Genomic DNA, 25,343 nt, shown 5'->3' with positions numbered 1-25,343 from the left:
TTCGCTATGTGGCGAGCATATAGAAGCCCGTTGCAAAGGGCACGTCAGATCGTCAGCCACCCCTCAGGGAACAGATCTGCCACAGATCGGCGTTTCAAGGCCTCGGGCGTGAACCAGTTTTTCGGAGCCAAAACCTGCTTGTCACCACTCTGGTTGAGCATAGCCCCCCACCAGCTGAAGCTGCTATTGGCAATAATATTGTGACGGCAACAGCTCATCAGTGCCAGATCTTGCTGTTGGTTGTTACCCTCAATGAAGAGCGTTCGATCCCAGTGGGACAGCATGTCCTTTGCCGCCTCCGGAGCATCGGAAAAAATGCAATAAAGATCCGGTTGGTGATCCCGCTCCAACTGCTCTCGTGCCCGATCATAATAGTCCGCTTCAACAATACCATGAACGGCCAGAGCCTCGGGGTTTTTCAAGAAATCCCCACGGCGAATATGAACACTGACCGTGTTATTGCCCGTCAATTGAGAAACCAAAGCCGGATCACACGTCTCAAGAATGGGCTGCAACTTTATAATCTCGGCCAGCTGATCGACAAGGGATGCAAAATAGCGCGGGCTCTGCCAATAGCCTGACAACAGAATGCCCTTCGACAGATTTTCAAAGCCCGACCAATAGTGAAAATGCGGCTCGGTTACCGGCTTTAAAGGCCACAGACCCAGCATCGTTCTGAAGTGATCGCCCAACCGGTGATCCTTCTTGCGGCGGGAACGACGCATCAGGGCATCGGGCAGCTCGATATAATCAGGCTTTATGCCAACCAACTCAAGCCCTGACTGGTGCATAATGCCGCCATCCTGCGCACAGTACAAAGGGCAATCATGCTTGTGCGCCAGGGCCAGACCGGCCAGATATTGAAACAGGATATTTCCCAGCCCGCCCTGCAGCTTCGTTACGATGACCTTGTTCAGCTCCGGACTGTTAGACGTTGCTTGCATGGAGCTACTGCCTTTCGAAGAGGGAGAGATACATCTTGCGAGACACTGGGCGCAAAGGCTTGGGCACAGAGCAGAGCTTTTTCCATTTCGGCACGCGATTGGGGCAGAAAGAAAAGGCCCTTTCCAGCCTCTGAAAATCACCATCCCCCTGACGGGTTTCAATGGTCTCAATGACCCGGCTGCATAGAGAGAAGAAATTGTTCTGCTGCATTAGGCGCTGTTTGTTTTCCTTCATCGCCGCACCTGCCTTCATGGCAAGATCGCGATCAAGAATATCAAGGACTTTCGCAACCGCTTGCCTAGGCTTGGTGATATCGATAGAGGCAAAGCCTTCCGGGTTGAAATAATCACCCAGATTGGGGCTCCCGGCACTGATCGGAAAAACCCCGCCCAGAATAGGATCAGCCAGCTTTTCGGTCCATCCATCTTTGAGCAGGTTATTCTCCAGCACCAGATGATAGCGATAGCCGTCGATGGCCTCCCTCTTGTCCGCGATAGGACGAAAACCACGGCCATACAGCGTAATCCGGTCGCCCAACGCCTCTTTCAGCATAGAGAGAAAGCGGATGCGGCGGCTCTGGTTGATATTCATATTCTTGGTGGAACAGACGACCGACAGCTCGCCCTTATGCGGCACGGCTCTATCGGCGGCCAGCGCGTCCCATTGATAGGCCTCTTGGGGTCGTTCAAAATCAAGACCATACATCCAGGGCAAAGCCACCTGAGACAAGATCGTCTGCCCCTCAAACGACGGATTGTCATCAATGGAGACAACAGCCCCAAACTGATTCAGAAAGTCCGCCGAATAATATTTGATACTCTTGGGTTCGGTACGAAACAGAATCCGACGCTCCCTGGGCAAATCTGTTTCACATATCTTGTTGGGCTCATCATAGGCGACGAGCCAGTCGGCATGGTGCCGTCCATCGACCAGATCGAACTGATTGTCTCCCCATATCCCATCGCCCTTCGGCGTTTGACGGAAGAAAAACTCCAGATTGTTGTTGCTTGTCAGTTGGACGATTTTTCTGGTCACCGGCTGGTTCTCTTGGTTAGTCCTGAAGGCTCCGCTTGATCATCAAGTCTGCGGCTTTAAATCAAATAATCGCAATACTTAGGCAAAATCAGACAGTGAAATTTTTCAACAGCCCCAGCCCTTTTTGCAAAAGTGCCTTGGCTGCCGCTTCATTTTCCGCTTCCACATAGCAACGCATTTCAGGTGCATTGCCCGAGGGGCGGAAATGGACCATCTCGCCACTCTTTAGCAAAACACGCAGTCCATCAATGTCGCTTTTGGAAGCCACAGCGCCAATAGGCTCAAAGAATTGCGCAAGATTATCATCACTCTCGCGCAAAAATGTCATCAGGGCAGAGCTGCGCTCCTGCGCATAATTCTTGATCCGGTCAGCATCCGCATAAGGCAACGCATAGTCCGCAACAAGCTCGGACAGAGACTTGTTCGCGCTAGACGCGCTATGGAGCGTAGCAAGAATAGGCAGGAAACAATCCCGTGTGGGCAAAGCGGCAAGCGGATGTCTGTTCGGAGCAAAGGCAGTCGCCGTCAAATAGCCGCCGTTGGCTTCAAACCCGACGATATTGCTTTTGCCTTGAGACAGGGCTTCCATCATGCCGGCGATGACAAAGGGCGAGCCAACCTTGGTGCGCACCACGTCAAAGGCGCCATTTTTCTCAATGCCGGAATTGGAAGTGATGGGCGTAACCGCCACCTCAGCACCAATAAAGCCGGAGGTAATGAGGCCGACAAGATCCCCCCGCAGCGGCAGGCCGGTTTCATCGGCCACCAAGGGCCGGTCTGCATCGCCATCAGCCGAGACAACAGCGTCAAGACCATGCTCCCTGGCCCAGCCTTGCAGCAGGGCAACAGTCTCGCTCGATACGGCTTCCGTATCGACCGGAATAAACGCATCAGACCACCCCAGAGGAACAACCTCTGCGCCATAATCCTCAAGGCAAGAAACCAGCATGGAGCGGCAAGTGGTGGAATGCTGATAGACACCAATCTTTTTGCCCTTGAATGCCCCTTCTGGCAAAAGGCATGCAGCCCGCTGCAAAAAGGCCGCAATGGCTGCACCGCCATCGCTTTCTGCAACGCCCTTTTCCTCGAGAACCGAACCGCTCAGCTTTTCGGCCCACGCAACAATCGCAAGCTCATCTTCCTTGGTAATCTCGCCAGAAGGCACATAAAATTTGATGCCATTGCGATCTGCCGGAATATGCGAGCCGGTGATCATCACCGAGGCCGCGTTCCGCCCCATGGCAGAAAGGGCCAACGCCGGGGTCGGCAGAACGCCGCAATCAACCGGCACAAAGCCGCAAGACTTGATGGCTCCAAAGCACAGAGCCGCAATCTCCGGGCTGGATGGGCGCAGATCCTGCCCCACCAGAAGGACGTCCCCCTTTTGAGCAAGCCCTTTTTCTTCCAGAAAGCGGCAAAAAGCGGTCATATATAAAGCACTTGGAAGCCCCACCAACTCGCTTGAAAGCCCGCGCAGACCACTTGTCCCAAATTTCACATCCATAATTTCATTCCAAATGCCTGAGAGATACGGCTTGAAGGATCAATTATCCCTGCTCTTATGGTCTGGCAAGATCGGCACTCCAACCGCCATAGCACGGAGCGATACCCTAGTCTCTTGAATAGATATCCTCATAGCGAACGATATCATCTTCGCCAAGATAAGAACCCGTTTGCACCTCGATCAGCACCATATGCACCTTGCCCGGATTTTCCAGACGGTGGGTTTCTCCAAGGGGGATATAAACCGACTGATTCTCCGTCAGCAGCTTAGACTCTGCTCCGATGGTAACCTTGGCAGTTCCTTCAACCACAATCCAGTGCTCGGCCCGATGATGGTGCGATTGCAAGGACAGGGCCGCGCCGGGTTTGACCACGATGCGTTTCACCTGAAAACGCCCGCCGACAACCAGACTTTCAAACCAACCCCACGGACGATGATCAAGCGGGAAAGCCTCGGCCTGCCGCACCTTTTTCTCTTTGAGAGCATCAACGGCCTTGCGGATGTCCTGCGTTCGGCTTGCATCGGCAATGAGAACGGCATCAGGCATCGCGACAGCCAGCACATTATTCAGCCCGACGCCGACGATCTCCAGGCCTTCAGCCTCGGAGCGGAGCAGCGAGTTGGAGCAGTCAATAGAGGTCGCATTGCCAGAAAGCGCCACGCCCTTGTCGTCCCGTTCGCTTTCCTTCCAGACGGCCCCCCAGTCGCCAAGATCAGACCAACCAGCAGAAAAAGGCACCACGGCCAGATTATCCGCCCGCTCCATCACCGCATAGTCAATCGAGATATCTTCCGCTTTGGCCCAGCTTTCCGGCTCCAGACGCAGAAAGCCCAGATCAGGCACAGCCTTGCGCACGGAATGTTCGATTGGCTCCATCAGATTGGGAGCATGCTTTTTGAACGCCTCGATGATCGCCTTGGCGGAGAACAGAAAAATGCCCGCATTCCAGAGGAACTTCCCTGACGCAACCATTTTCTCCGCGTCCGGTAGATCCGGCTTCTCGACAAAGCGTTCAAGGCTCACAGCCCGCGCCTTGTCAGCCCCCAGACAGTCGGAAAGCTCCAGATAGCCATAACCGGTTTCCGGATGGGTTGGTTCAATGCCAAAGGTAACAAGCTTGCCTTCCTTGGCTGCAGCTTCGCCAATCTTGACCACGGCGCGGAAGGCATCTGCATTCGGCACCACATGGTCCGAAGGCGCCACCAGCATGAGGGCATCGGGGTCTTTTTCTGCCAGATAGAGCGCCGCGGCCAAAACCGCCGGGGCCGTGTTGCGTCGATCCGGTTCGATCAGAATCGCCCCCGGATCGATGCCGACCTCAAGAAGCTGTTCCGGCACAATGAAGCGGAAGTCGGCGTTGGTCACTATAACCGGTTCATTATACCCCTCTCCGGACAACCGCTTGGCAGAGGCCTGAAACAGGGTCTCTTCACCAATCAGAGGCACAAACTGCTTGGGATAGCTTTTGCGAGAAAGAGGCCAAAGGCGCGTACCAGACCCACCACATAAAAGAACCGGAGTAATCATGACGTCTCGTATCCGTGCAAACAAATGAGAATATGAAAGTTTCTGATCTATAAGCCAGCATGCCCTCTGTAGCAAGGTGCCAGACTGGCTGAGGATGGTTTGAAAGAAGGACTGGGACAAATCGTCTCCGAGCGGGGAAAAGTCTCCTCACCAGCCAGTCCAAAGCCGCTTATCAGCCCCTCTATATGGCCGCCTTTTCTGGCGAAGATATGGAAGCCACCGCCTCTGCAACTTCCCTCTTCAGAATCGCAGCAAAATGCTGGGTCACAAGACTTGGCGCACGGCTGGAATAATGCAGCGCCACCCCAAGAGATGGCAATTCCGGCAAGCCATGGTCTACGCAGGAAAGCGGGTGCACATTGGCAGGTCTGCCGATCTCGCTTCGCAGCGCGATGCCCAGCCCCGCCTCGGTTGCCGCCCAAAGGCCTGCAAGACTGGGGCTTTCAAAGGCAATACGCCAGGCGGAGGCCTGCCTGTCGAGACTATCGCACGCGATGACACGCATCTGACATGGCATCTCCAACGCAACCAACGGCACGAAGCTATCAGCATTCTGCTTTAAAAGAAGCGCACCATTGTCACTGGCCAGCCAACGAAGCGGAATATCGGCGAGCTTTTCCGCATTGGCCCCCAATCCACCATCACTCCAAGCCAGAGCGAGATCAAGCTGTCCGTTGGCAACCTTTTCGCGCAATTCCTTGTTGCGGGCAATGCGCCCCTCTATGCGAACCTTGGGATGCGCCTGCGCAAACAGATTAAGAATGGAGGGAAGCAGCCGTTCGCCGAAATCTTCCTGCAGGCCCACTCGGACCCAGCCTTCCAGATCGGGGTCAAACAAGGCGCTGATGGCTTCATCATTCAGCTCGATTAACCTACGCCCGTAGGATAATAGCTGTTCACCCGTATCGGTCAGGGCAAGACCCCGCCCAGACTTCTGGGTCAAGGGGCTGCCGATCTGGTTTTCCAGCTTTTTAAGTTGCGCACTGACCGCAGAAGTAGAACGCCCCAAACGATCCGCAGCAATAGCAAATGAGCCCGCCTCAATGCCCGTCACGAATGTGCGCAGGGCGGCCATATCCAGATTGATTTTCTGCATTATTATCCCGTTTTTCAGGACCATCACTCAAAAACTATGCGATTTTCAGCACAATCATGATGCGGTAGACAAGAGATGTCAATCAGGATCACCAAGATGGACAAGATGAAAACGCGATATGTGCGCGGTCCATTCGGTGCCTTGCCACCCCCTTGATACGGAGCGTTTCAATGATCGCAATGCAATATAGCTTCACCTTGCCTGCCGACTACGACATGACGCGCATTGATGAGCGCATCGAAAGCAAAGGCCATTTGCTCAACGGATTTCCGCATCTCAAATGCAAGGCCTATCTGTCTGCCAAGAGGCAGGATGAGGCCTATAGCAGTCAGCACAATCTCTATGCACCATTCTATATTTGGGATGACGCTGAAGGGGCAAGCGCATTTCTTGCCAGTCAGGGCTTTGAAGCGCTTAAAGACAGTTTCGGCAGGCCCGAGATCGATGTCTGGCTTCCCCTTGCTCATTGCATAACCGATGATGTAGCGAAAAGCCAATTCGCCACGCGCCACATTGCCCCCATCACACAGCAAGCCAGCCTTGCCGATCTGCGCAAAGACATGGAGGAAGCCGTCAGTAACGCTTGCAAACGCGGGGTAACAGCCGTTTTTGCGGGCTTTGACCCTCACACATGGCGCCAGATCTACTTTGAAATGGCTCAGTCCCTTCCTGTTCAGCCTGATGAGACCACTCAAATCTATCGCGTTGGCTATATCGCGCAGTAAGCCCCCCCTGTGAGGAACCGACAACAAAGCCCCGCGCGATTTCCGCGCGAGGCTTTCTTTTCATGGTTGGTAAAACTCCACAAAAAGAATCAATCAAAAAGAGGGATTTCGATCCCGGCAGCCTCGAACAAATAATCGCGCGATGCCGTGATCTTGTCGCGCAGCGCAGCGATATCCTGTCCGACCAGCTGGCCTTGCCATTTCTTGATCTGACCGGCAACCATGACGGTCTCGACATTGGAGCGTTCCATCAACGTCACAACAGCCCCCGGAGCATTGTTGAGCGGGGCAACGTTGAGGGCTTCGGCATCGAGCAGAATAATGTCCGCTTCCTTGCCCGGCGTCAGAGAGCCGGTCTTGTGATCCAGTTTCAAACCCTTTGCACCGTTGATGGTGGCTAACTTGAGCACATCACGCGCATGGAGCAATGCTGGTGCATTCTCCGGCCCATCTTCCAGCGCCTGCTGGTTGGCCATGGCCCGCTGCAGGGTGATGGCACTGCGCATCTGGGTGAAGAAGTCCGAGGTCATGGTACATTCCACATCAACCGACAGGGACGGATCCATGCCCATGTCGATGGCCTTCTGGATCGGCGGCATGCCATGGCGCATCTGCATTTCTATAGGCACCGAGAGGGAAACATGGGCACCAACTTCCTTGGCACGATCCCAGGCCCTATCCGACATACCGGTCATGTGAATGAACAGATGCTTGTCGGTATAATGCGGAATGAGGCGATCCATGGTTTCCTGCATACCCAATGAGCCGACCACATGCAGACCGACCATCAGGTCGAGTTCCTTGCCCAGATTCCAGAGGTCCAGCGGGTCGATGTTAGGCAAATAGGCTTCCCCGCCCATCAGCATGGTCAGGAGCTGATCATCGGAGGCAAAATACTCATCGCGAATGCGGCGCGCATCCTGCGGATAGGCCAGATCCGGACCATAACCTTCGAAATAGCCAAAGACACCACGGCGGCCCACATCTTTCATGCCCTCGATGACGGCATTCGAATGCTCTGGCGAATGGTGGATCTGGGACACATCGAGCACCGTCGTCACACCGGCATCAAGTTGACTGAGCCCGCCGAACAACTCGGCGATATAGACATCCTCGGGGCGATAGACCTTTGAGAATTTGCCCAGAATGTCATCGAGATAGTTCGGTTCTCCCGAGCGGGTCGGATCGGCAAACATGATACCGTTGGGCAGGAAGGAACGCAGCGCCGTTTCGAACTGGTGATGATGGGTATCAACAAAACCGGGCATGACGACACGCCCCTTGGCATTGATGACCGCAGCATCAGAGGCCTCGACAGAGGGAGCCACTTTAAGGATTTTCTGCCCCTCGACCAACACGTCCCCAACGAAATCTCCAACAGAGGGGTCTTGAGAAAGAATATAGCCGCCTTTTACAAGTGTACGCCGACCTGAAGTGCCCACACCCTTGGGCAATTCAGAGGCCTCGGCCGAACGGTTGAGCAGGGTGGGAAATAGCGCGGCTGCCGTCGCTCCGGCCATCGCGCTCTTCAGGATGTTTCTGCGTGAGGTGCCCGTTTCGCGATGAGGAAGTCCCGCCTTACAGAATTCACACATGTCTTGCTTCTCCTTTATAACGAACAAAATGTATGTTACATACAATAGTAGCGTTATAGAGCCGCGCAAGGAGGCACAACTTTGAAGCTAGGTAACATGAGTGTTCCCGGAGACTGCGGCAGCATCTCTCCGATTCTGGCCCGTATAGGCGACAAGTGGTCGACCCTTATCATTCTGGTTTTATCAGAAGGACCAAAGCGTTACAGCGTTTTGAGACGAGAAATAGAGAGCATTTCACAACGCATGCTGACACTGACCTTGCGCGCTTTGGAGCGCGACGGACTGATTTTGCGTACTGTCCACGCCGATAAAAATCCGCCTCAGGTAGAATATGAGTTGACGGACTTGGGGAAAACCCTGATCGATCCACTCTATGCCCTTTGCCTCTGGGCATCGCAAAATTGCGACGCAATCGAAGAAAACCGCAAGAAATATGAAGCCGAGCAGGCCGACGCTTAAGGCACTCGTCACACAGCCTTCTTCCAAGCGTACGGCCAGCATTCATTTCTCCATCTCTCGAAAAGTCAGCAAGCCATGTCAAGTATGAGGCTCACGAAGCCGCTAGGTTGCGACCACTGGCAAAACAGGATGGGCAGAGGTCAAACCCCAATTGCCCAAGTAGCGCAAAAGATCAACGCCGTCCTGTTTTTGGGAACAAGAGCGATGAAGGATGAACCATGAAGACAAGCAGTGTGAAAGAGTATGAGACCCGTTTGCTCCGGGTTCTCGAGCATATTGATGCCAACCTGACAGACCCATCAAGTCTGCAGGAGCTGGCGAGCATTGCCCACTTTTCACCGTTCCACTTTCATCGAATTTTCAAAGGCATGACAGGAGAAACCATCGGTGGATACATCCGGCGACGTCGCCTTGAGGTGGCCGGAGAGCAGCTGGTTTCACAAGATCACTCCGTCACATGCGTTGCCTTTGATGCCGGATTTGAAAATAGCGAGAGCTTCTCTCGTGCTTTCAAGATTCATTTCGGCATGTCTCCAAGCCAGTACCGAAGCACGGGAAAATCGCTAATGACCTCAAGGGCGCTCAAAGCCGCCCGATTGGGGATGCTTCATTCGCAAGCCCGTGCCCTCGCCCACTATATGGCAACTGAAGGAAGACGAACCATGTTCGACGTTGAAATCAAAAACATTCCCGAAATTCATGTGGCCAGCATGCGTCACACCGGCCCCTACAACGAATGCGGCGCTGCATTCGAACAGCTCTGCAGCAAAGCTGCCCAAGACAATTTGTTCCGACAGGATACGGTATCCATGTCCATCTGCTATGACGATCCCCATTCGGTGGAGGCAGAAAAACTGCGATGCGATGTCTGTATCACCCTGCCCGAAGACACCACGGTGACGGCCCCCATGCAGAGAAAAACCATCCCTGCGGGTGACTATGCTGTGGCGCTTCACAAGGGATCCTATGACGGCCTGCAGGCAGCCTATGATTGGCTGTTTGGCCAATGGCTACCGCATTCAGGGCGCGAGGCAACCGATGAGAATTCCATTGAGGTCTATCTGACAGACCCGTCCACAACCAGGCCGGAAGACAACCTCACCGAGATCCGTATTCCACTGGTCTGATAGATCTCACACCAGAAATTTGAGCCACAAATGGCACAAATGAAAAGGGGCGTCTCTCACAAGAAGACGCCCCACAACCAATATTTCGGCAAAGCAAATGCTATTTCCGCACCGGAGCCAGCACGATCTCATGCAGAGCCACACCGGGCTGCATATCTGCAACAAACAGGGCAGTTTTCGCCATGTCTTCCGGCTGGATCATGCCAACCATCGTGCTCTCATCGAAATTCGGGCGCTGTTTGAGCAATGGCGTTGCCACTTCAGCAGGGCACAAAGCGGTCGAGCGGATGCCATTCTTGCCTTCTTCATCATTCAAACTGGCAGAGATATCCGATAAGGCATGTTTGGAAGCGCCATAGGCAACTCCACCCACCGAATAGTGATAGCGCCCCGCCCAGCTTGATGTATGGATCAGAACACCATCTTTTTGCGCCCGCATCACCGGCAGACAGGCCGCGATCACATTCAGCGCACCGGTGATATTCACCTCGATGACCTTATCCCAGCTCGGCCAATCCAGCTCGGCCCACGAGCGCTTGGGAACATTCAGACCGGCATTGTTGCATAGCACATGCAAGCCGTCCCCCCAGTCTGCAATTTTTTCTGCAGCCAGAACCATGCCCTCACGATCCGCAACATCGCCCGGCAGAACCAGATAATCAGCACCAGCAGGCAAGCTACGGGCCACATCCAGCAGCTTGTCTTCGCTGCGTCCGGTAAGGACAACCCGGTCGCCCGCCTTTGCAAATGCAACGGCCATTGCTGCGCCGATCCCTGAGCCGGCCCCCGTAATCCAAACGGTTCTCGTCATTGATCAATTCCTTGATTATGCGTGTGTCTTTATATTTTGCAATCACCGCCCAACCTACCGCCTTTTAAATCGCCGGTATAGGGCAAGAGCGACGGTTATGCCCCCGACAACGAGGCATTGAAGGGAAAAGACAAGCTGGTCAACAGTGCCGCAACAGGAAGCTAAGTGTCTGAAATTTGCACAAAAGGCGTCGGAAGATGGCAGCGCGCATTCACTGCGATGAGCAGACTGAAAACACTGAATTGGTAAAAACTGTCCCACGCGCCCAATTTTCGTGGGGCATTTTCTTTGTAAGATATTGTATCTGCATAGATTTTAAAGGAGAGTGGTGGGCCCGGAGGGACTCGAACCCCCAACCAGACCGTTATGAGCGGTCGGCTCTAACCAATTGAGCTACAGGCCCTGAATTTCAGGTGCATTTCAACTATACTGAATTGTCTTTGCAGGCAAGCCCCGACAAAGCGATCAGTGGATAGCCACCGCATTCTTGCACCTTCTAATACACAAGCCCGCTCCCTACCCTACTCCGGCCACAAAGCTGGAAAAAGATGGCCCTCTTTATCAAACCACCTGCCAGAGACAGCCGGACCTACCGGCATTCTGACTATCAAGGCAGGGTCCTATTTATTTTGGGGAGCCCCAGTATCATGAACAAAAGCCTGATCGCATTGACCACTCTTCTTTTCCTGACTGCACTGCCCGCAGGCGCCGAAGAGACGAATACCGGAACCATCTCTGTATCCGGCACAGGCAGCCTGAGCGCCGCTCCTGATATGGCCATCCTGTCGGCAGGTGTGGAATCCAGAGCCAAGGACGCCAAGTCTGCTCTGGCAGACAACAATGACAAGATGGCAAAGCTGATGGCAGAGTTGAAAAAGGCAGGCATTGAAGAAAAGAATATTCAAACCTCCAACTTCAACATTCATCCACAACTGGTCTATCCTGATAGCAGCACCCAGCCCCGCGCACCGGAAGTGGTCGGCTATGTCGTCAGCAATCGGGCAACCCTGCGCATCCATGATCTGGGATCGGTCGGTACGGTGTTGACGGCACTGGTCAATGCGGGCGCCAATGATATTTCCGGCCTCAACTTCGACATCTCCAACAAGGATGAGCTGCTCGACGAAGCCCGCAAGGAAGCCCTGTCCGATGCGCGTCATAAGGCCGAGCTCTATGCCAAGGAACTTGGCACCGATCTCTCTTCTCTTCAGAGCCTCTCGGAGTCAGGTGGTTTCAGAAGCCCTCAGCCGATGATGATGCGCGCGGCCAAAATGGAAGCCGTTGACTCTGCCGTCCCCGTCGCAAAGGGCGAGATGGAAATCACCATCACGGTGAATGCCAGCTGGTTCCTCAAGGACGACTAACCAACCTGAATCCTTTTGTGAACAAGCGGACTCTCTTGTGGAACTTAAAGCCAGAAGAGAGCTGTCTTTTCAAGGCTGATCGCACATGACATTCGGCCTGAAATCACTTTAAGAAAGCCCCAAAAAAACAAAGCCCGGACAATGACTTGTCCGGGCTTCGTGATTCAGATTGATAGTCAGTTGATTCTAGCTATCAAGGAAGCTGCGCAGCTTGCGGCTGCGGCTTGGATGCTTGAGTTTTCGCAGCGCCTTGGCTTCGATCTGACGAATACGTTCGCGCGTCACGGAGAACTGCTGACCAACCTCTTCCAGAGTGTGGTCGGTGTTCATGCCGATGCCGAAACGCATACGCAACACGCGTTCTTCACGCGGCGTCAGGGAAGCCAGAACACGGGTCGTGGTCTCTCTGAGGTTCGCCTGAATGGCCGCATCGATGGGCAGGATCGCATTTTTGTCCTCGATGAAATCGCCCAGATGGGAATCCTCCTCATCCCCGATCGGGGTTTCAAGAGAGATTGGCTCCTTGGCAATTTTCAAGACTTTGCGCACCTTCTCAAGCGGCATCTGCAATTTATCAGACAGCTCTTCCGGTGTTGGTTCACGACCGATCTCATGCAGCATCTGACGCGACGTCCGCACGATCTTGTTGATCGTCTCTATCATATGCACAGGAATACGGATCGTACGGGCCTGGTCCGCAATCGAGCGGGTGATCGCCTGACGAATCCACCATGTGGCATAAGTCGAGAATTTGTAACCGCGGCGATACTCGAACTTGTCGACCGCCTTCATCAGGCCAATATTGCCTTCCTGAATAAGATCGAGGAACTGCAGACCACGGTTGGTATATTTCTTGGCAATGGAGATAACCAGACGCAGGTTGGCTTCCACCATTTCCTTCTTGGCCTGACGGGCTTCGCGCTCGCCTTTCTGCACGGAGGATACGATGCGGCGGAATTCGCCAATCTCCAGACCGGTCTCGGTAGAGAGCACCTGAATGTCTTCGCGCAGATCCTGAATCCGATCGCCTTCGTGATGGACAAATTCTTTCCAGCCACGGCTCGTCAACTGGGAAACGCGTTCGATCCAGTTCGGATCCAGCTCGTTGCCCTGATAGTTCTTGAGGAACTCGGACCGATTGACGCCATAGGCTTCAGCCAGACGCAGAAGACGTCCTTCGCGGCCAACCAGCTGCTTGTTGATTTCATAGAGCTGGGAGACCAGAGCATCAATACGATTCTGATTCAAGGACAGGCTCTTGACCTCGACAATGATGTCTTCCTTGAGCTTGTCGTAGCGACGCTCCTGGCTGGGAGACAGAGACTTGTTGGCCATACGCTGCTCGACAAGCTGATCCTGCAAACGACGCAGCTTTTTGTAATCTTCAGCAATCTGGTCAAAAATGATCAGAACCTTAGGCTTCAGCTCGGCTTCCATTGCGGCAAGAGAGAGGTTGTTTTCGAGATCATCCTCGTCATCCTCATCATCATCACCCTCGCCTTCCCCTTCGGCCTTTTCTTCCTCATCGTTGGCAGGCTTCTGCCCGGCGACAGCGGCAGGCTTGGCGGCTGCCTCAACCACAGGGGTCGCTGCTGCACTTTCCTCTTCGCCATCTGCTTCATCGTCGGAATCGTCCTCCTCTTCGTCCTCGTTGCCGGGGCCGGCGTAGGTCGCTTCCAAATCGATAATATCGCGCAGAAGAATGTTGCCCTCAAGCAATTCATCACGCCAGATGATGATAGCCTGAAAGGTCAGAGGGCTTTCGCACAAACCGGCAATCATAGCCTCGCGGCCGGCTTCTATGCGCTTGGCAATAGCGATTTCGCCTTCGCGCGACAAAAGCTCCACCGAGCCCATCTCGCGCAAATACATGCGCACAGGGTCGTCGGTCCGATCTGTCGGTTCCTTGCTGGTTGTCGTCTTAGCAACAGCGGTCGAGCTCTTGGCTTCGACCAGATCCTTTGAATTGCTTTCCGACTCGTTGTCTTCAGCTTCCTCTGACTCGATCACATTGATCCCCATGTCAGATAGCATGGACATCGTGTCTTCGATTTGTTCAGATGAAACTTCTTCCGACGGCAAAACTTCGTTCAACTCATCATAAGTGACGTAACCGCGTTTCTTGGCGGTTTTGATCATCTGCTTGACAGCAGTGTCCGTCATATCCAACAGCGGCGCGTCCGAATTGGAGCTTTCGCTGTTGGTCTTGTCGTCGTTTTGCATTGCCTTTGTTGCCATTCCTGTCTCCAAAGACACCCGGTTTAGTGGGGCGTCTGCTTCGGCATCCACTCGTACGAACGGTAGGTCATGCAATTATGCCGGTGCTCGCAACAACCGCATGATGTTCAGGACTCACGTACATTCATATAGATGGGTTCGTTAAACGCCTCTTAACCCAAGCCTGCTTGGTGCAGTCACAACGATCCCCTGCACATATATCCACAAAAACAGGCCGGTTAGACGGCAAAGTCCCCGGCTTCAGATCACGTTCGATTATCCGCAGCATAAATCACTTCTTCGCCAACTTGACATTTGGCGCATGGGGCTGTCGGAACTAGATATTTAGCGCAGCGATTCGATTCGGCAACCCCCAAGAGCAGAAAAAACATTGTTTTGGGAGACTTTTCGAATCATTTTTACGGTTTTTATTCTCAAATCCGCAAAAAACAGGACAAAACCCGACGCGTGCATCTGATTCGCCAGAAATACGAATCAGATAGACTCAGGCGCTTTCATCGACCGGCGCAGCCAATTGCAGCAGCACCTCTTCCAGAGAAACCCTTTCGCTGCCGCTTTTCATCTGGTCGTAAAGCTCGCTGAGTTCCTGCTCCTCGCGCAGATTTTCTTCCCTGCGCCGATGCAATTCGTTGGTCAGATACTGGATGCGATGAAACGCCCCCTCGTCCACTCCGGCAGAAAGAGTAGCCATCTCCCTTTCCAGATCCTTCTCTGTCTCTCGCACTTCGAGTACATTGAGATAGGATTGGAAAAGCCGTTCCAGAAACAACCGGCTGGGCTTATAGACCAGTTGATGCACCCTGCGGCGTCCAGCAAGACGCCAACCCCATGGATGGATGACCTTGCCATTACCATCACGCACCTCAACCCCATGCATATCATCAAGCAGCTCCCGCAGATTGTCCGGGCACTGATCATAGATATCCTTGTAGGTGCGCGCCTTCTGGTCAAAGATAATGTGCGAGAGCACAAACTTGAAGGCTTCGAGGCTCTCCTTCTGAAATGGCACGGACAGAACCTGCTCGGCAAACTGTTCAAACAGGTAGGGCATATGAATAGAGAGCCCGATGAGGCAATATTCATATTCCGTCGACTGCCCGATCTCTGGCGCACGGGACACATTACCCGAAGCCTGTAGAGCGCTGGAGGGTCCGGCCCCCTTGCCCGCACGGGCACCGCCACCGGTAAAGAAGCGGTTGCGGTTCTGATCGCGGCGATCGCGCTCCTGCTGCCAGAAAAAATTCGACAAAGCCGACTTGAAGCTCATCTGATACTGACGCTGCACGCGCTCATCCTTGATCAGACGCACCAGATCCTCGATGCGCTTTTCAAGAGCGGCCTTGCGTTCGGGTGTATCTGCCGGTTGGGCTTCCAGTTCCCGCTCCCAGATCACGTCAAATAGGCTGCGCGCCTGCCCCAAAACCGGGGCAAAGGCATCCGCGCCGCCTTCGCGCACCAGATCATCGGGGTCCTGACCATTGGGCAGAAAGACAAACTGGAAGGAATAACCAGCCTTCAGGTTGGGCAGAATGCGTTCAATCGAGCGATGAGCCGCCTGCCGACCGGCGCGGTCACCGTCAAAGCAGATATAGGGCTCATTGGAAAAGCGCCACATGCGTGCAATCTGCTGCTCGGTGAAGGCCGTCCCCAGAGACGCAACCACATGACGGATACCGGCCTGATAGAGCGCGATGGCATCCATATAGCCTTCCACCACGATCGCTGACCCGGCTTCATAGGCCGCCTGACGCGCCCGATGGGCGTTGAACACCATATTGCCCTTGAAGAAGAGGCGCGTTTCCGGCGAGTTGAGATATTTCGGCTTGCCATCCTTGTCCAGAATACGACCACCAAAAGCCACGACCCGTCCGCGTTCATCCTCAATGGGGATCATCAGACGATTGCGGAAGCGGTCATAGGTGGGGCGGCCATCATCAGGCTTGATGATCAGGCCAGTGTCCAGCATATCCTGTTCACTGACGCCATGCTCAAGCAAATAGCTCTTCAGGTGATCCCGGCTGTTGGGAGCAAATCCCATACGGAACGTCCGCATGGTTTCCTCTGTCAGTCGCCGGTTGTTGGCGTAAGTGCGCGCCTCGCGCCCCAGTTCCGAATGAAACTGAAGCTGGAAAAACTTGGTCGCCATCTCCATGACGTCATAGAGACTGGCCCGCTCGCGCTCGCGCTTTTGCACCTGCGGGTCCGGATCGGGTAGCGGAACCCCCGCTTGCCCTGCCAGCATCTCGACGGCCTCAGGAAAGCTCAGCCCTTCGGTTTCCATCAAGAATTTGAAAATATCGCCATGCTTGCCAGAGGAAAAACAATGATAAAACTGCTTCTGGTCATTGACGAAGAAGCTGGGTGTCTTTTCCTTGTTAAAGGGCGAAAGACCGGCATATTCCCGCCCCTGACGACGCAATTTAACCTTGCGCCCGACCACGTCGGACACAGGAATGCGTTCTCTTATTTCTTCCAGCAGACTTTGCGGAAATTTCATAAGCAAGGCTCGAACTCAAAAGCCGCATGTGGTTAGACCATGTCAGACCAACAGCAGGCATATTCCAGAACAAGATACCCACACGGATCTCTTGCGACATCCCTGCAGGCTAACACGATCCGATGATAATATCAGATTTTCCAAAAGCACAAAGGTCACTTCAACGCAACCATTGAACCGTAGACGGTTTCGGGGCCTCCTTTAAAGAGGCCCCAGAAGAAAGCGATAAACTGTTGTGATGGTAGCGCTAGAGCAACAAGCCCTTGACGATGCAGCTTGCCTTGCCGAAATCCATCTGCCCCGGATAGGTGGCTTTGAGGTGGTTCATCACCTTGCCCATATCCCTCAGGCCATCAGCATCAAGCTCTTCAACGGCCTTGGCGCAAGTCTGGGAGACTTCCTCTTCCCCCATCTGCTGGGGCAGGAATTCCTTGATGATTTCGGCTTCCTCGCGTTCCTGCTGGGCGAGTTCTTCCCGTCCGGCTTCTTCATAAACACGGATGGATTCTTCACGTTGTTTGATCATTTTGGCAAGGATCTGCAAAATGTCGTCGTCCGAGACCCCTTCCTTACCTTGACCGCGTGCATCGACGTCGCGGTCCTTGATAGCGGCGGTCACCAGACGCAGGGTTGCCATACGGCGTTTGTCCTGAGCCTTGATTGCCTCTGTCAGGCTTTCGGTAATCTGCTCACGCATATTGCTGGCCTCTCATCTCTGTTGGCCTTTCATTGCCAGGAATCACAAAACGCTCTCGGCAAGAAAGCGGTTCCCGTTTTGAAGGCCAAGAGCAAAATTCCTGTAAAGCGGCGCAATTTCGCCACTATATCGGCAGTTTCCAGCCACGTTAGCATGGCTTTGCCACCGAAAAAACTTAATGTTTGATACAGTGACTTTCAATGTTAGGCAAGTCGGCATTGCACTTACGTCTTAGTCCGCCACTTGTTTGGCAAAGCGTTAACAAAGAATGAACAGCGCAAAAACATGGAGAATTCCAGCGCGTTCCTAGCGTTACACCGCCCCGCGCCCCTATTTCTTCACAGCGCCTCCACTGTTGAAAGGTGAGAGCAGGACCTACGCTCCTCAGAACCCTATCTATGTAGAATTGCATAAAAGCCACGGCTAACCAATAAGATAAAGCCGACGCTTTGAAAGTCCCCATTGCGAAAGAGACAGCCTCAGACAGACCAACAGAGGCCAGGCATTTGGCCAGCTATGCAGGGCTCCGCTAAAGAACGGACAATATGCTGCTACGGCGCATAGCATGGGGAAAAAGCCAGCACCATCACCGCATAATATGCATAAGAGCAATACAAAACCTCAAAACAGCACAAAATTTTGAAATCGCATCATTTTGAAAAATATTTTTTCGAATTATTTATCCCAGACTCATTGACGCTCGAGCACTTTTGTCATAGATCATCACCTCTGAGAACAAGCATTTCCCTGTCTCCATCCTCGTTGCAATTCACGCAGTGCCCAAAGGGCTCCAGCGGACGAGAACGGGCACAGAAATCAGACAAACAGCATTTTCAGGACACCCACGGCATGGCTCACCCCGCTACTTCACCGGCTCAGACGACACCGGCCCCTTGGGACGACTTCAAACCGACCGCTCTCATGGTTTTGGCAGACGGCACTGTCATTGAAGGACAGGGAATCGGCACGACCGGCTCCGCCGTCGCGGAAGTCTGTTTTAATACGGCAATGACCGGCTATGAGGAAATCCTCACCGATCCTTCCTATGCAGGCCAGATTGTCACCTTCACCTTCCCTCATATCGGTAATGTCGGCACCAATGAGGAAGATGTAGAAACCATCGATCTCGATAATGATGCAGGCGTCCGAGGCGCCGTCATCAAGACGGACATCACCGAGCCCTCCAACTACCGCGCAACGCGCCATTTCGACGCGTGGCTGAAGTCGCGCGGCATTGTTGGCATCGCAGGTGTGGACACGCGCGCATTGACGAGCTTGATCCGCGAGAAGGGTCTGGCCAATGCGGTCATCGCCCATTCGCCTGACGGCAAGTTCGATGTTGAGGCTCTCAAACGCGAAGCGGCTGGCTGGAACGGACTGGTAGGCGCAGACCTTGCAAAGGATGTGACCGCCAACAAGACCTTCGATTGGAATGAAAGCACTTGGGTCTGGGATGAAGGCTACGGCAAGCTCAAGGATCCACAGTTCCATGTGGTCGCTATTGACTACGGCCTAAAGCGCAACATCCTGCGTCTGCTCGCAGATCATGGCTGCAAACTGACAGTCCTGCCTGCCACGGCAACCGGCGAAGACATTCTTGCGCTGAAACCTGATGGGGTTTTCCTTTCCAATGGCCCGGGCGATCCTGCAGCCACCGGCACCTACTCGGTAGATGCTATCAAGGCGGTGATTGAGGCAGACATTCCATTGTTCGGCATTTGCCTTGGGCACCAGATGCTGGCTCTGGCCCTTGGCGGCAAGACCACCAAAATGCATCAGGGTCACCATGGAGCCAACCATCCGGTTCAGGACAAGACCACAGGCAAGGTGGAAATCACCTCCATGAACCATGGCTTTGCCGTGGATGGAGAAAGCCTGCCAGAAGGCATCGAGGAAACCCACATTTCCCTGTTTGACGGATCTAACTGTGGTCTGGCTGTAAAAGGCAAGCCGATCTTCTCGGTGCAGTTCCATCCGGAAGCCTCTCCAGGGCCGAAAGACAGCCACTATCTCTTTACCCGCTTCACCAATCTGATGCGGGAACGCAAGGGCATTGAACAGGTCGCAGAGTAAGAGCGGCTTTCAAAAACCTTCATATCAATATAACGAAGCCCGCCCATGCAAATCATGGGGCGGGCTTTTTTATTGGCATCGGAAAGGCTTGTATTCTTTACCTAAAAGTCGTTGCCTTCAGACCGTGCTGAAAGAAAAGGGTCGAAACGGCCTAAGGGTTGGCAACGGAGAATGTATCACATGACCCGACCTTTCCACTCTCGAACCCTTTGGCAAACCATTTCTTGCGCTGAGCCGAGGTGCCATGGTTAAAACTGTCAGGCACCACATAGCCCTGTGTTCGCCGCTGTAAGGCATCATCACCAATCTGGGTGGCAGCATTAAGCGCCTCATCCAGATCGCCATTCTCCAGCAAGCCTTTCTGATTTGTATAATGCCCCCAGACACCCGCATAGCAATCGGCCTGAAGCTCCACCCGGATGGACATCTTGTTGGCGTCAGTCTCGCTCATTGATCGGCGCATTTCGTTGAATTTGGGCAGGATGCCGGTCACATTCTGGATATGATGCCCAACCTCATGGGCAATGACATAAGCCTGCGCGAAGTCGCCCGGCGCCTCAAATCGGGTACGAAGCTCCTGATAGAAGCTCAGATCAATATAAACCTTCTGATCACCGGGGCAGTAGAATGGCCCTGTAGCAGAAGACGCCGATCCGCAGGCTGAGCTAATCTGATTGGAAAAAAGCACCAGCTTTGGCTGAGGATAGGTTTGTCCCGCATTCTGGAAAATCGTGCCCCAAACATCTTCTGTCTCTGCCAGAACCACTTTCACAAAGGATGCCATTTCATTCTCGGCCGCAGAGCGTTGTGTCTGGGTGTTTTGCGAGGTCTGAGTTTGGGGCGTATAGCTACCCTCTCCTCCCAGAAGCATGGACAGGATCGTCGTCGGGCTGACACCCATCATCCAAAGCACACCGCCTATAACAATCAAAATCAGGAGACTGGGGCGACCGCCACCACGCCCAATCGGCAAACGCATTCCCGAGCGCGCATAGCGCCCGGATGATTGCCCTCGCCGGTCTTCAACATTGCTGCTCTGTCTACGTCCACGCCACCGCATAGCCCCACGCCCCCGATTTAGCCCCAATTGGAATGCAAACTTTCACACGCCTCTACAATGAGCAAAAGAACAGCGCACGGCAATCGGAAATTGCCTCTTCTGGCCCGCAGTCCCTTGTCCAACGGTGATGCCCCATTATGCCTGAGCCTCTTTCAAAGACAGACATAGTGCCAACTTGGATACAAAAAGAAACGGCCCGACAATTTGTCGGGCCGTTTCTTTGAGAGACTGGATTTTTAAATCCCGGGCCATTCTGCATCACAGCAAGAATTGGCACCTATTCGCTACGCGCCAAGGTCTTTGAACACGCGTGCAAGATAGCAACGAAGCTGGGCAAATCTGTGAACGTCGCAGCGACGACGAACGCCCAGTGTTTCGCGACTTACCATGAGGTCGACTAACATTGGGGGCACTCCATATAATGGGTTCTTGTCGGGATCCCGGTTTTCATCACACTCTTATGCAGCATCAACCATTGACCTTATTGCGAAGGTAGGTTTTAAATAAGCTGAACAGACTGCACTCAGTGCGCTTATGTCAGTAAATATGCGCACTAAGTGCATCAATGTCAACAGTAAGGCGCACTTTTTGCGCAAAAAGAAGTAAGCCGTGGCAAAATCTGAACAAAAACAAGACGATGAACCCATGTCCGCGCAGCAATTTCGCGCGTGGAGAAAAGAAATGGGGCTAAAACAGAAAGACGCAGCAGACTTGCTCGGCTTGAAAAAGCGCATGATTCAGTATTACGAGAAGGGCAATCGGGATGGAAAGGCAGTCACCATTCCCAAGTCGGTCCGCCTTGCCTGTTATGCGCTGACAATCGGTATTTCCGACTTTGACGGCACTACGGTCAGCAAATTCGACCCAGCCATATTTAAAGACAAGACCGACGACCAAGGCGAAGAGCAAGGTGTGGAGCAACAGCCTTTCTCGCAGGAAGACGAGACGCCCCCTTCCGATCAGGGAGCCCTCTGACAGGACCGGGAGGCCCTTTCTTCCGTCCTAGTGAGTCGTCATTACGTATTTTCCCCAGACTCTGCGGGACATGCCTCAATCCTGACAAGAAAACGGCTATCTGTTGACACCAGCCAAACAATCATCCGAAAAAGTGCTAGATAGAGACAAAAAAACTTCCTTTCCCTATGGCAATATGGGCAATATTTCGCTATAGCGATCCAAATCTCATCTGCACACCCCGACCAGCAACGGCCAGGCTCCTCTTCAAGACAAGGGTGAGCGGTGCCTCGACGTGAGCGCGAAGAACGATGCCAAAGCGGACAGACATAAAATCCATCCTTATTATCGGTGCCGGACCCATCATTATCGGTCAGGCCTGCGAGTTCGACTATTCCGGAACACAAGCTTGCAAGGCTCTCCGAGAAGAAGGCTACCGCATCATTCTGGTCAACTCGAACCCGGCGACGATCATGACCGATCCGGACATGGCGGACGCAACCTACATCGAGCCGATCACTCCGGAAATCGTAGCCAAGATCATCGAGAAGGAACGCCCTGACGCCCTGCTCCCGACCATGGGTGGCCAGACGGCACTCAACTGCGCTCTTTCCCTGCGCAAAATGGGCGTTTTGGAAAAATACAATGTCGAGATGATCGGCGCGACGGCTGAAGCCATCGATAAGGCTGAAGACCGCGAACTGTTCCGCGAAGCGATGAACAAGATCGGTCTCGACACACCGGTTTCCCGGTTGGCCCACAACATTCCCGAGGCGCTTGAAGCGCTCGAAGTTGTTGGCCTGCCCGCCATCATGCGTCCATCCTTCACCATGGGCGGCACCGGCGGTGGCGTAGCCTATAACCGCGAAGAATATCTCGAAATCATCGAGCGTGGCCTTGATGCCTCTCCAACCACCGAAGTGTTGGTGGAAGAAAGCATCATCGGCTGGAAAGAATATGAGATGGAGGTCGTTCGCGACAAGAACGACAACTGCATCATCATCTGCTCCATCGAAAACCTCGACCCGATGGGCGTGCATACCGGCGATTCGATTACCATCGCACCAGCCCTGACGCTGACGGACAAGGAATATCAGATCATGCGCGACGCCTCTCTGGCGGTTCTGCGCGAGATCGGTGTGGAAACCGGCGGCTCCAACGTGCAGTTCTCCGTCAATCCGGAAAACGGCCGCCTGATCGTGATCGAAATGAACCCGCGTGTGTCCCGTTCCTCGGCTCTGGCATCCAAGGCGACCGGCTTCCCGATTGCCAAAGTCGCCGCCAAGCTGGCTGTCGGCTACACACTGGACGAACTGGCCAACGACATCACCGGTGGCGCAACGCCGGCTTCCTTTGAGCCATCCATCGACTATGTGGTCACCAAGATCCCTCGCTTTGCGTTTGAGAAATTCCCGGGCGCAGAGCCTTCCCTGACCACTGCCATGAAGTCGGTTGGCGAAGTGATGGCCATTGGTCGTACCTTCCAGGAATCCCTTCAGAAAGCCCTGCGTGGCTTGGAGACGGGCCTTACCGGCCTCAATGAGGTGGAAATCGAAGGGCTGGATCAGGGCGATGACAAGAACGCTATTCGCGCGGCGCTCGCCAAGGCGACTCCGGACCGTTTGCTCAAGATCGCACAGGCCATCCGCCTTGGCGTCAGCCACGAGCAGATTTTCGAGACCTGTAAATATGATCCATGGTTCCTTGAGCAGCTTCAGGGCATCATCGACATGGAAGAGAGGGTACGGGCTCACGGCCTTCCGAAGGATGCGCACAATATGCGCAAGCTCAAGAGCATGGGCTTCTCAGATGTGCGCCTTGCAGAGCTGGCTGGCACCTCGGCCAAGAAAGTCGCTGCCCTTCGCAAGGATCTTGACGTGCGCCCGGTCTACAAGCGCATTGACACCTGCGCTGCCGAGTTTGCGTCACCAACCGCCTACATGTATTCCAGTTACGAGATGCCATTCAACGGCGCTCCGGCCTGTGAAGCCAATCCTTCGGAGCGCAAGAAGGTTGCCATTCTCGGCGGTGGGCCAAACCGTATTGGTCAGGGTATCGAGTTCGATTATTGCTGCTGTCACGCCTGCTTTGCCATGAGCGAAGCCGGGTATGAGACCATCATGATCAACTGCAACCCCGAAACGGTCTCTACTGACTATGACACCTCCGATCGTCTCTATTTCGAGCCGCTGACCGCTGAGGATGTCATCGAGATTCTACGCAAGGAACAGGAAACAGGCGAACTCATCGGCGTCATCGTGCAGTTTGGTGGCCAGACGCCACTGAAACTGGCTCAGGCGCTTCAGGATGCAGATATTCCGATCCTTGGCACCTCTCCGGACGCCATCGACCTGGCCGAAGACCGCGATCGCTTCCAGAAGCTTCTGCATAAGCTCGACCTTATGCAGCCACGCAATGGCATTGCCTATTCCATCGAACAGGCCCGCATCGTGGCTGATCTGATCGGTTTCCCTGTTGTCGTGCGCCCATCCTACGTGTTGGGCGGCCGCGCCATGGAAATCGTGCGCACCCCGGAAGCGTTCGAGAAATATATCCAGCTGACGTTGGCCGAACTGGTCCCACCAGATATCCGCCTCAAATACCCGAATGACAAAACCGGCCAGATCAACGCCGTTCTCGCCCAGAATGCCCTGCTGTTCGACAGCTACCTTTCCGGAGCCATTGAGGTTGACGTGGATTGCTTGTGCGATGGCAAGGAAGTGGTGATCGCAGGTATCATGGAGCATATCGAGGAAGCCGGCATTCACTCCGGTGACTCCGCCTGTTCCCTGCCACCTTACTCTTTGTCTCAGGACGTTCAGGATGAACTGGCGCGCCAGACCAAGGAAATGGCGCTTGCCCTCAATGTGGTCGGCCTGATGAACGTGCAGTTCGCAGTCAAGGATGGCGACATCTATGTCATCGAGGTCAACCCGCGTGCATCCCGTACCGTACCGTTCGTGGCCAAGACTGTTGGTAAACCGATCGCCAGCATTGCCTCGCGCGTCATGACCGGCGAACCGCTTTCCGATCAGGACGTCAAGCATGACAAACTTGACCATATCGCCGTCAAGGAAGCCGTATTCCCATTCGCCCGCTTCCCTGGCGTCGACACCATTCTCGGCCCGGAAATGCGCTCGACTGGTGAGGTCATGGGATTGGACAAGGACTTCCCGGTTGCCTTTGCCAAGTCACAGCTGGGCAGTGGCACAAAGGTTCCAAGCAAGGGCACAGCCTTTATTTCGGTCAAGGATGACGACAAGCCGGCGATTCTGCCTGCCGTCCGCCGCCTCAAGAATGTCGGTTTCCGCATCATCGCGACCGGTGGTACACAGCGTTATCTGTCTGAAAACGGGATAGAGTGCGAAAAAATCAATAAAATGCTTGAGGGCCGCCCCCATATCGTTGATGCTCTCAAGAATGGCGAAGTGCACCTGGTCTTCAACACAACCAAGGGCGCCAAGGCAATTTCCGACAGCCGGGATTTGCGCCGCGCTGCACTTTTGCATAAGGTACCCTACTACACGACTGTTGCCGGAGCATTGGCAGCAGCTCAGGGCATTGAAGCTTATAAGAAGGGAGATATTGAAGTCCGGCCTCTGCAGGACTATTTCTCCTGATTGGCAAGACCAACA

General features: G+C 53.9%; 18 protein-coding genes and 1 tRNA gene. 7 read left to right on the top strand and 12 right to left on the bottom strand.

Annotation, left to right across the window (positions count from 1 at the left end):
* Positions 1-44: 44 nt before the first annotated feature.
* The 5 genes from ACKPCT_RS23315 to ACKPCT_RS23295 form a co-directional block, all read right to left on the bottom strand.
* Complete coding sequence (locus tag ACKPCT_RS23315; protein ID WP_319568110.1) at positions 45-944, bottom strand: alpha-1,2-fucosyltransferase; 900 nt, start codon at positions 942-944, stop codon at positions 45-47.
* 4 nt (positions 945-948) lie between these two features.
* Positions 949-1,980: a glycosyltransferase family 10 domain-containing protein gene (locus ACKPCT_RS23310; protein ID WP_319568109.1), complete on the bottom strand. Its 1,032-nt coding sequence runs from the start codon at positions 1,978-1,980 to the stop codon at positions 949-951.
* 88 nt (positions 1,981-2,068) lie between these two features.
* Complete coding sequence (locus ACKPCT_RS23305; protein ID WP_319568108.1) at positions 2,069-3,484, bottom strand: phosphomannomutase; 1,416 nt, start codon at positions 3,482-3,484, stop codon at positions 2,069-2,071.
* 106 nt (positions 3,485-3,590) lie between these two features.
* Positions 3,591-5,012 carry a mannose-1-phosphate guanylyltransferase/mannose-6-phosphate isomerase gene (locus ACKPCT_RS23300; protein ID WP_319568107.1) on the bottom strand — a complete coding sequence of 474 codons (1,422 nt, stop codon included), beginning with the start codon at positions 5,010-5,012 and terminating at the stop codon, positions 3,591-3,593.
* 181 nt (positions 5,013-5,193) lie between these two features.
* The gene (locus ACKPCT_RS23295) at positions 5,194-6,108 is read right to left on the bottom strand and encodes a LysR substrate-binding domain-containing protein (protein WP_319568106.1); all 915 of its coding nucleotides are present in this window, start codon (positions 6,106-6,108) and stop codon (positions 5,194-5,196) included.
* Between the two features lie 170 nt (positions 6,109-6,278).
* On the opposite strand from ACKPCT_RS23295, the gene ACKPCT_RS23290 reads away from it, so the two are divergent.
* Entirely contained in the window at positions 6,279-6,833 is a 555-nt protein-coding gene (locus ACKPCT_RS23290; protein WP_319568105.1) for a DUF4865 family protein, read from the top strand.
* A gap of 89 nt (positions 6,834-6,922) precedes the next feature.
* Here the strand turns inward: ACKPCT_RS23290 and ACKPCT_RS23285 are convergent, their stop codons facing one another.
* The gene (locus ACKPCT_RS23285) at positions 6,923-8,428 is read right to left on the bottom strand and encodes an amidohydrolase family protein (protein WP_319568104.1); all 1,506 of its coding nucleotides are present in this window, start codon (positions 8,426-8,428) and stop codon (positions 6,923-6,925) included.
* Between the two features lie 81 nt (positions 8,429-8,509).
* Here ACKPCT_RS23285 and ACKPCT_RS23280 point away from each other — a divergent pair, with 81 nt between their 5' ends.
* Both ACKPCT_RS23280 and ACKPCT_RS23275 read left to right on the top strand, forming a co-directional pair.
* A complete protein-coding gene (locus ACKPCT_RS23280; protein ID WP_319568103.1) occupies positions 8,510-8,887 on the top strand; it encodes a winged helix-turn-helix transcriptional regulator in 378 nt (125 codons plus the stop codon).
* Between the two features lie 218 nt (positions 8,888-9,105).
* Positions 9,106-10,014 carry an AraC family transcriptional regulator gene (locus ACKPCT_RS23275; RefSeq protein ID WP_319568102.1) on the top strand — a complete coding sequence of 303 codons (909 nt, stop codon included), beginning with the start codon at positions 9,106-9,108 and terminating at the stop codon, positions 10,012-10,014.
* Between the two features lie 100 nt (positions 10,015-10,114).
* Here the strand turns inward: ACKPCT_RS23275 and ACKPCT_RS23270 are convergent, their stop codons facing one another.
* Together ACKPCT_RS23270 and ACKPCT_RS23265 are read right to left on the bottom strand one after the other, a co-directional pair.
* The gene (locus ACKPCT_RS23270; protein WP_090072890.1) at positions 10,115-10,825 is read right to left on the bottom strand and encodes an SDR family oxidoreductase; all 711 of its coding nucleotides are present in this window, start codon (positions 10,823-10,825) and stop codon (positions 10,115-10,117) included.
* Positions 10,826-11,151: 326 nt separating this feature from the next.
* Positions 11,152-11,228: transfer RNA gene (locus ACKPCT_RS23265), tRNA-Ile, on the bottom strand.
* Positions 11,229-11,472: 244 nt separating this feature from the next.
* Between ACKPCT_RS23265 and ACKPCT_RS23260 the strand changes: the two genes are divergently transcribed.
* Positions 11,473-12,189 carry an SIMPL domain-containing protein gene (locus ACKPCT_RS23260; RefSeq protein WP_319568101.1) on the top strand — a complete coding sequence of 239 codons (717 nt, stop codon included), beginning with the start codon at positions 11,473-11,475 and terminating at the stop codon, positions 12,187-12,189.
* A gap of 186 nt (positions 12,190-12,375) precedes the next feature.
* Here the strand turns inward: ACKPCT_RS23260 and rpoD are convergent, their stop codons facing one another.
* The 3 genes from rpoD to ACKPCT_RS23245 all read right to left on the bottom strand — a co-directional run bounded on the left by rpoD (position 12,376) and on the right by ACKPCT_RS23245 (position 17,621).
* Positions 12,376-14,427 (bottom strand): RNA polymerase sigma factor RpoD, encoded by a 2,052-nt coding sequence (gene rpoD / locus ACKPCT_RS23255; protein WP_090072987.1) that lies wholly within the window; start codon positions 14,425-14,427, stop codon positions 12,376-12,378.
* Between the two features lie 484 nt (positions 14,428-14,911).
* The gene (gene dnaG / locus ACKPCT_RS23250) at positions 14,912-16,924 is read right to left on the bottom strand and encodes a DNA primase (protein WP_090072989.1); all 2,013 of its coding nucleotides are present in this window, start codon (positions 16,922-16,924) and stop codon (positions 14,912-14,914) included.
* Between the two features lie 247 nt (positions 16,925-17,171).
* Complete coding sequence (locus tag ACKPCT_RS23245; RefSeq protein ID WP_090072991.1) at positions 17,172-17,621, bottom strand: GatB/YqeY domain-containing protein; 450 nt, start codon at positions 17,619-17,621, stop codon at positions 17,172-17,174.
* Between the two features lie 849 nt (positions 17,622-18,470).
* Between ACKPCT_RS23245 and carA the strand changes: the two genes are divergently transcribed.
* Entirely contained in the window at positions 18,471-19,694 is a 1,224-nt protein-coding gene (gene carA, locus ACKPCT_RS23240; RefSeq protein WP_319568100.1) for a glutamine-hydrolyzing carbamoyl-phosphate synthase small subunit, read from the top strand.
* A gap of 151 nt (positions 19,695-19,845) precedes the next feature.
* Here carA and ypfJ read toward each other — a convergent pair whose 3' ends face one another.
* Positions 19,846-20,754 carry a KPN_02809 family neutral zinc metallopeptidase gene (gene ypfJ, locus ACKPCT_RS23235; protein WP_319568099.1) on the bottom strand — a complete coding sequence of 303 codons (909 nt, stop codon included), beginning with the start codon at positions 20,752-20,754 and terminating at the stop codon, positions 19,846-19,848.
* A gap of 681 nt (positions 20,755-21,435) precedes the next feature.
* On the opposite strand from ypfJ, the gene ACKPCT_RS23230 reads away from it, so the two are divergent.
* Both ACKPCT_RS23230 and carB read left to right on the top strand, forming a co-directional pair.
* Positions 21,436-21,729 carry a helix-turn-helix domain-containing protein gene (locus ACKPCT_RS23230; protein ID WP_244544696.1) on the top strand — a complete coding sequence of 98 codons (294 nt, stop codon included), beginning with the start codon at positions 21,436-21,438 and terminating at the stop codon, positions 21,727-21,729.
* Between the two features lie 290 nt (positions 21,730-22,019).
* Entirely contained in the window at positions 22,020-25,328 is a 3,309-nt protein-coding gene (carB, locus tag ACKPCT_RS23225; protein WP_319568098.1) for a carbamoyl-phosphate synthase large subunit, read from the top strand.
* The last annotated feature ends 15 nt before the right edge of the window (positions 25,329-25,343 follow it).

Source organism: Cohaesibacter marisflavi, from assembly GCF_963665895.2.
In the GTDB taxonomy this organism is placed as follows: domain Bacteria; phylum Pseudomonadota; class Alphaproteobacteria; order Rhizobiales; family Cohaesibacteraceae; genus Cohaesibacter; species Cohaesibacter marisflavi.
The sequence above is the reverse complement of the archived record's forward strand: the minus strand, read 5'-3'. Positions and strand labels throughout refer to the sequence as shown.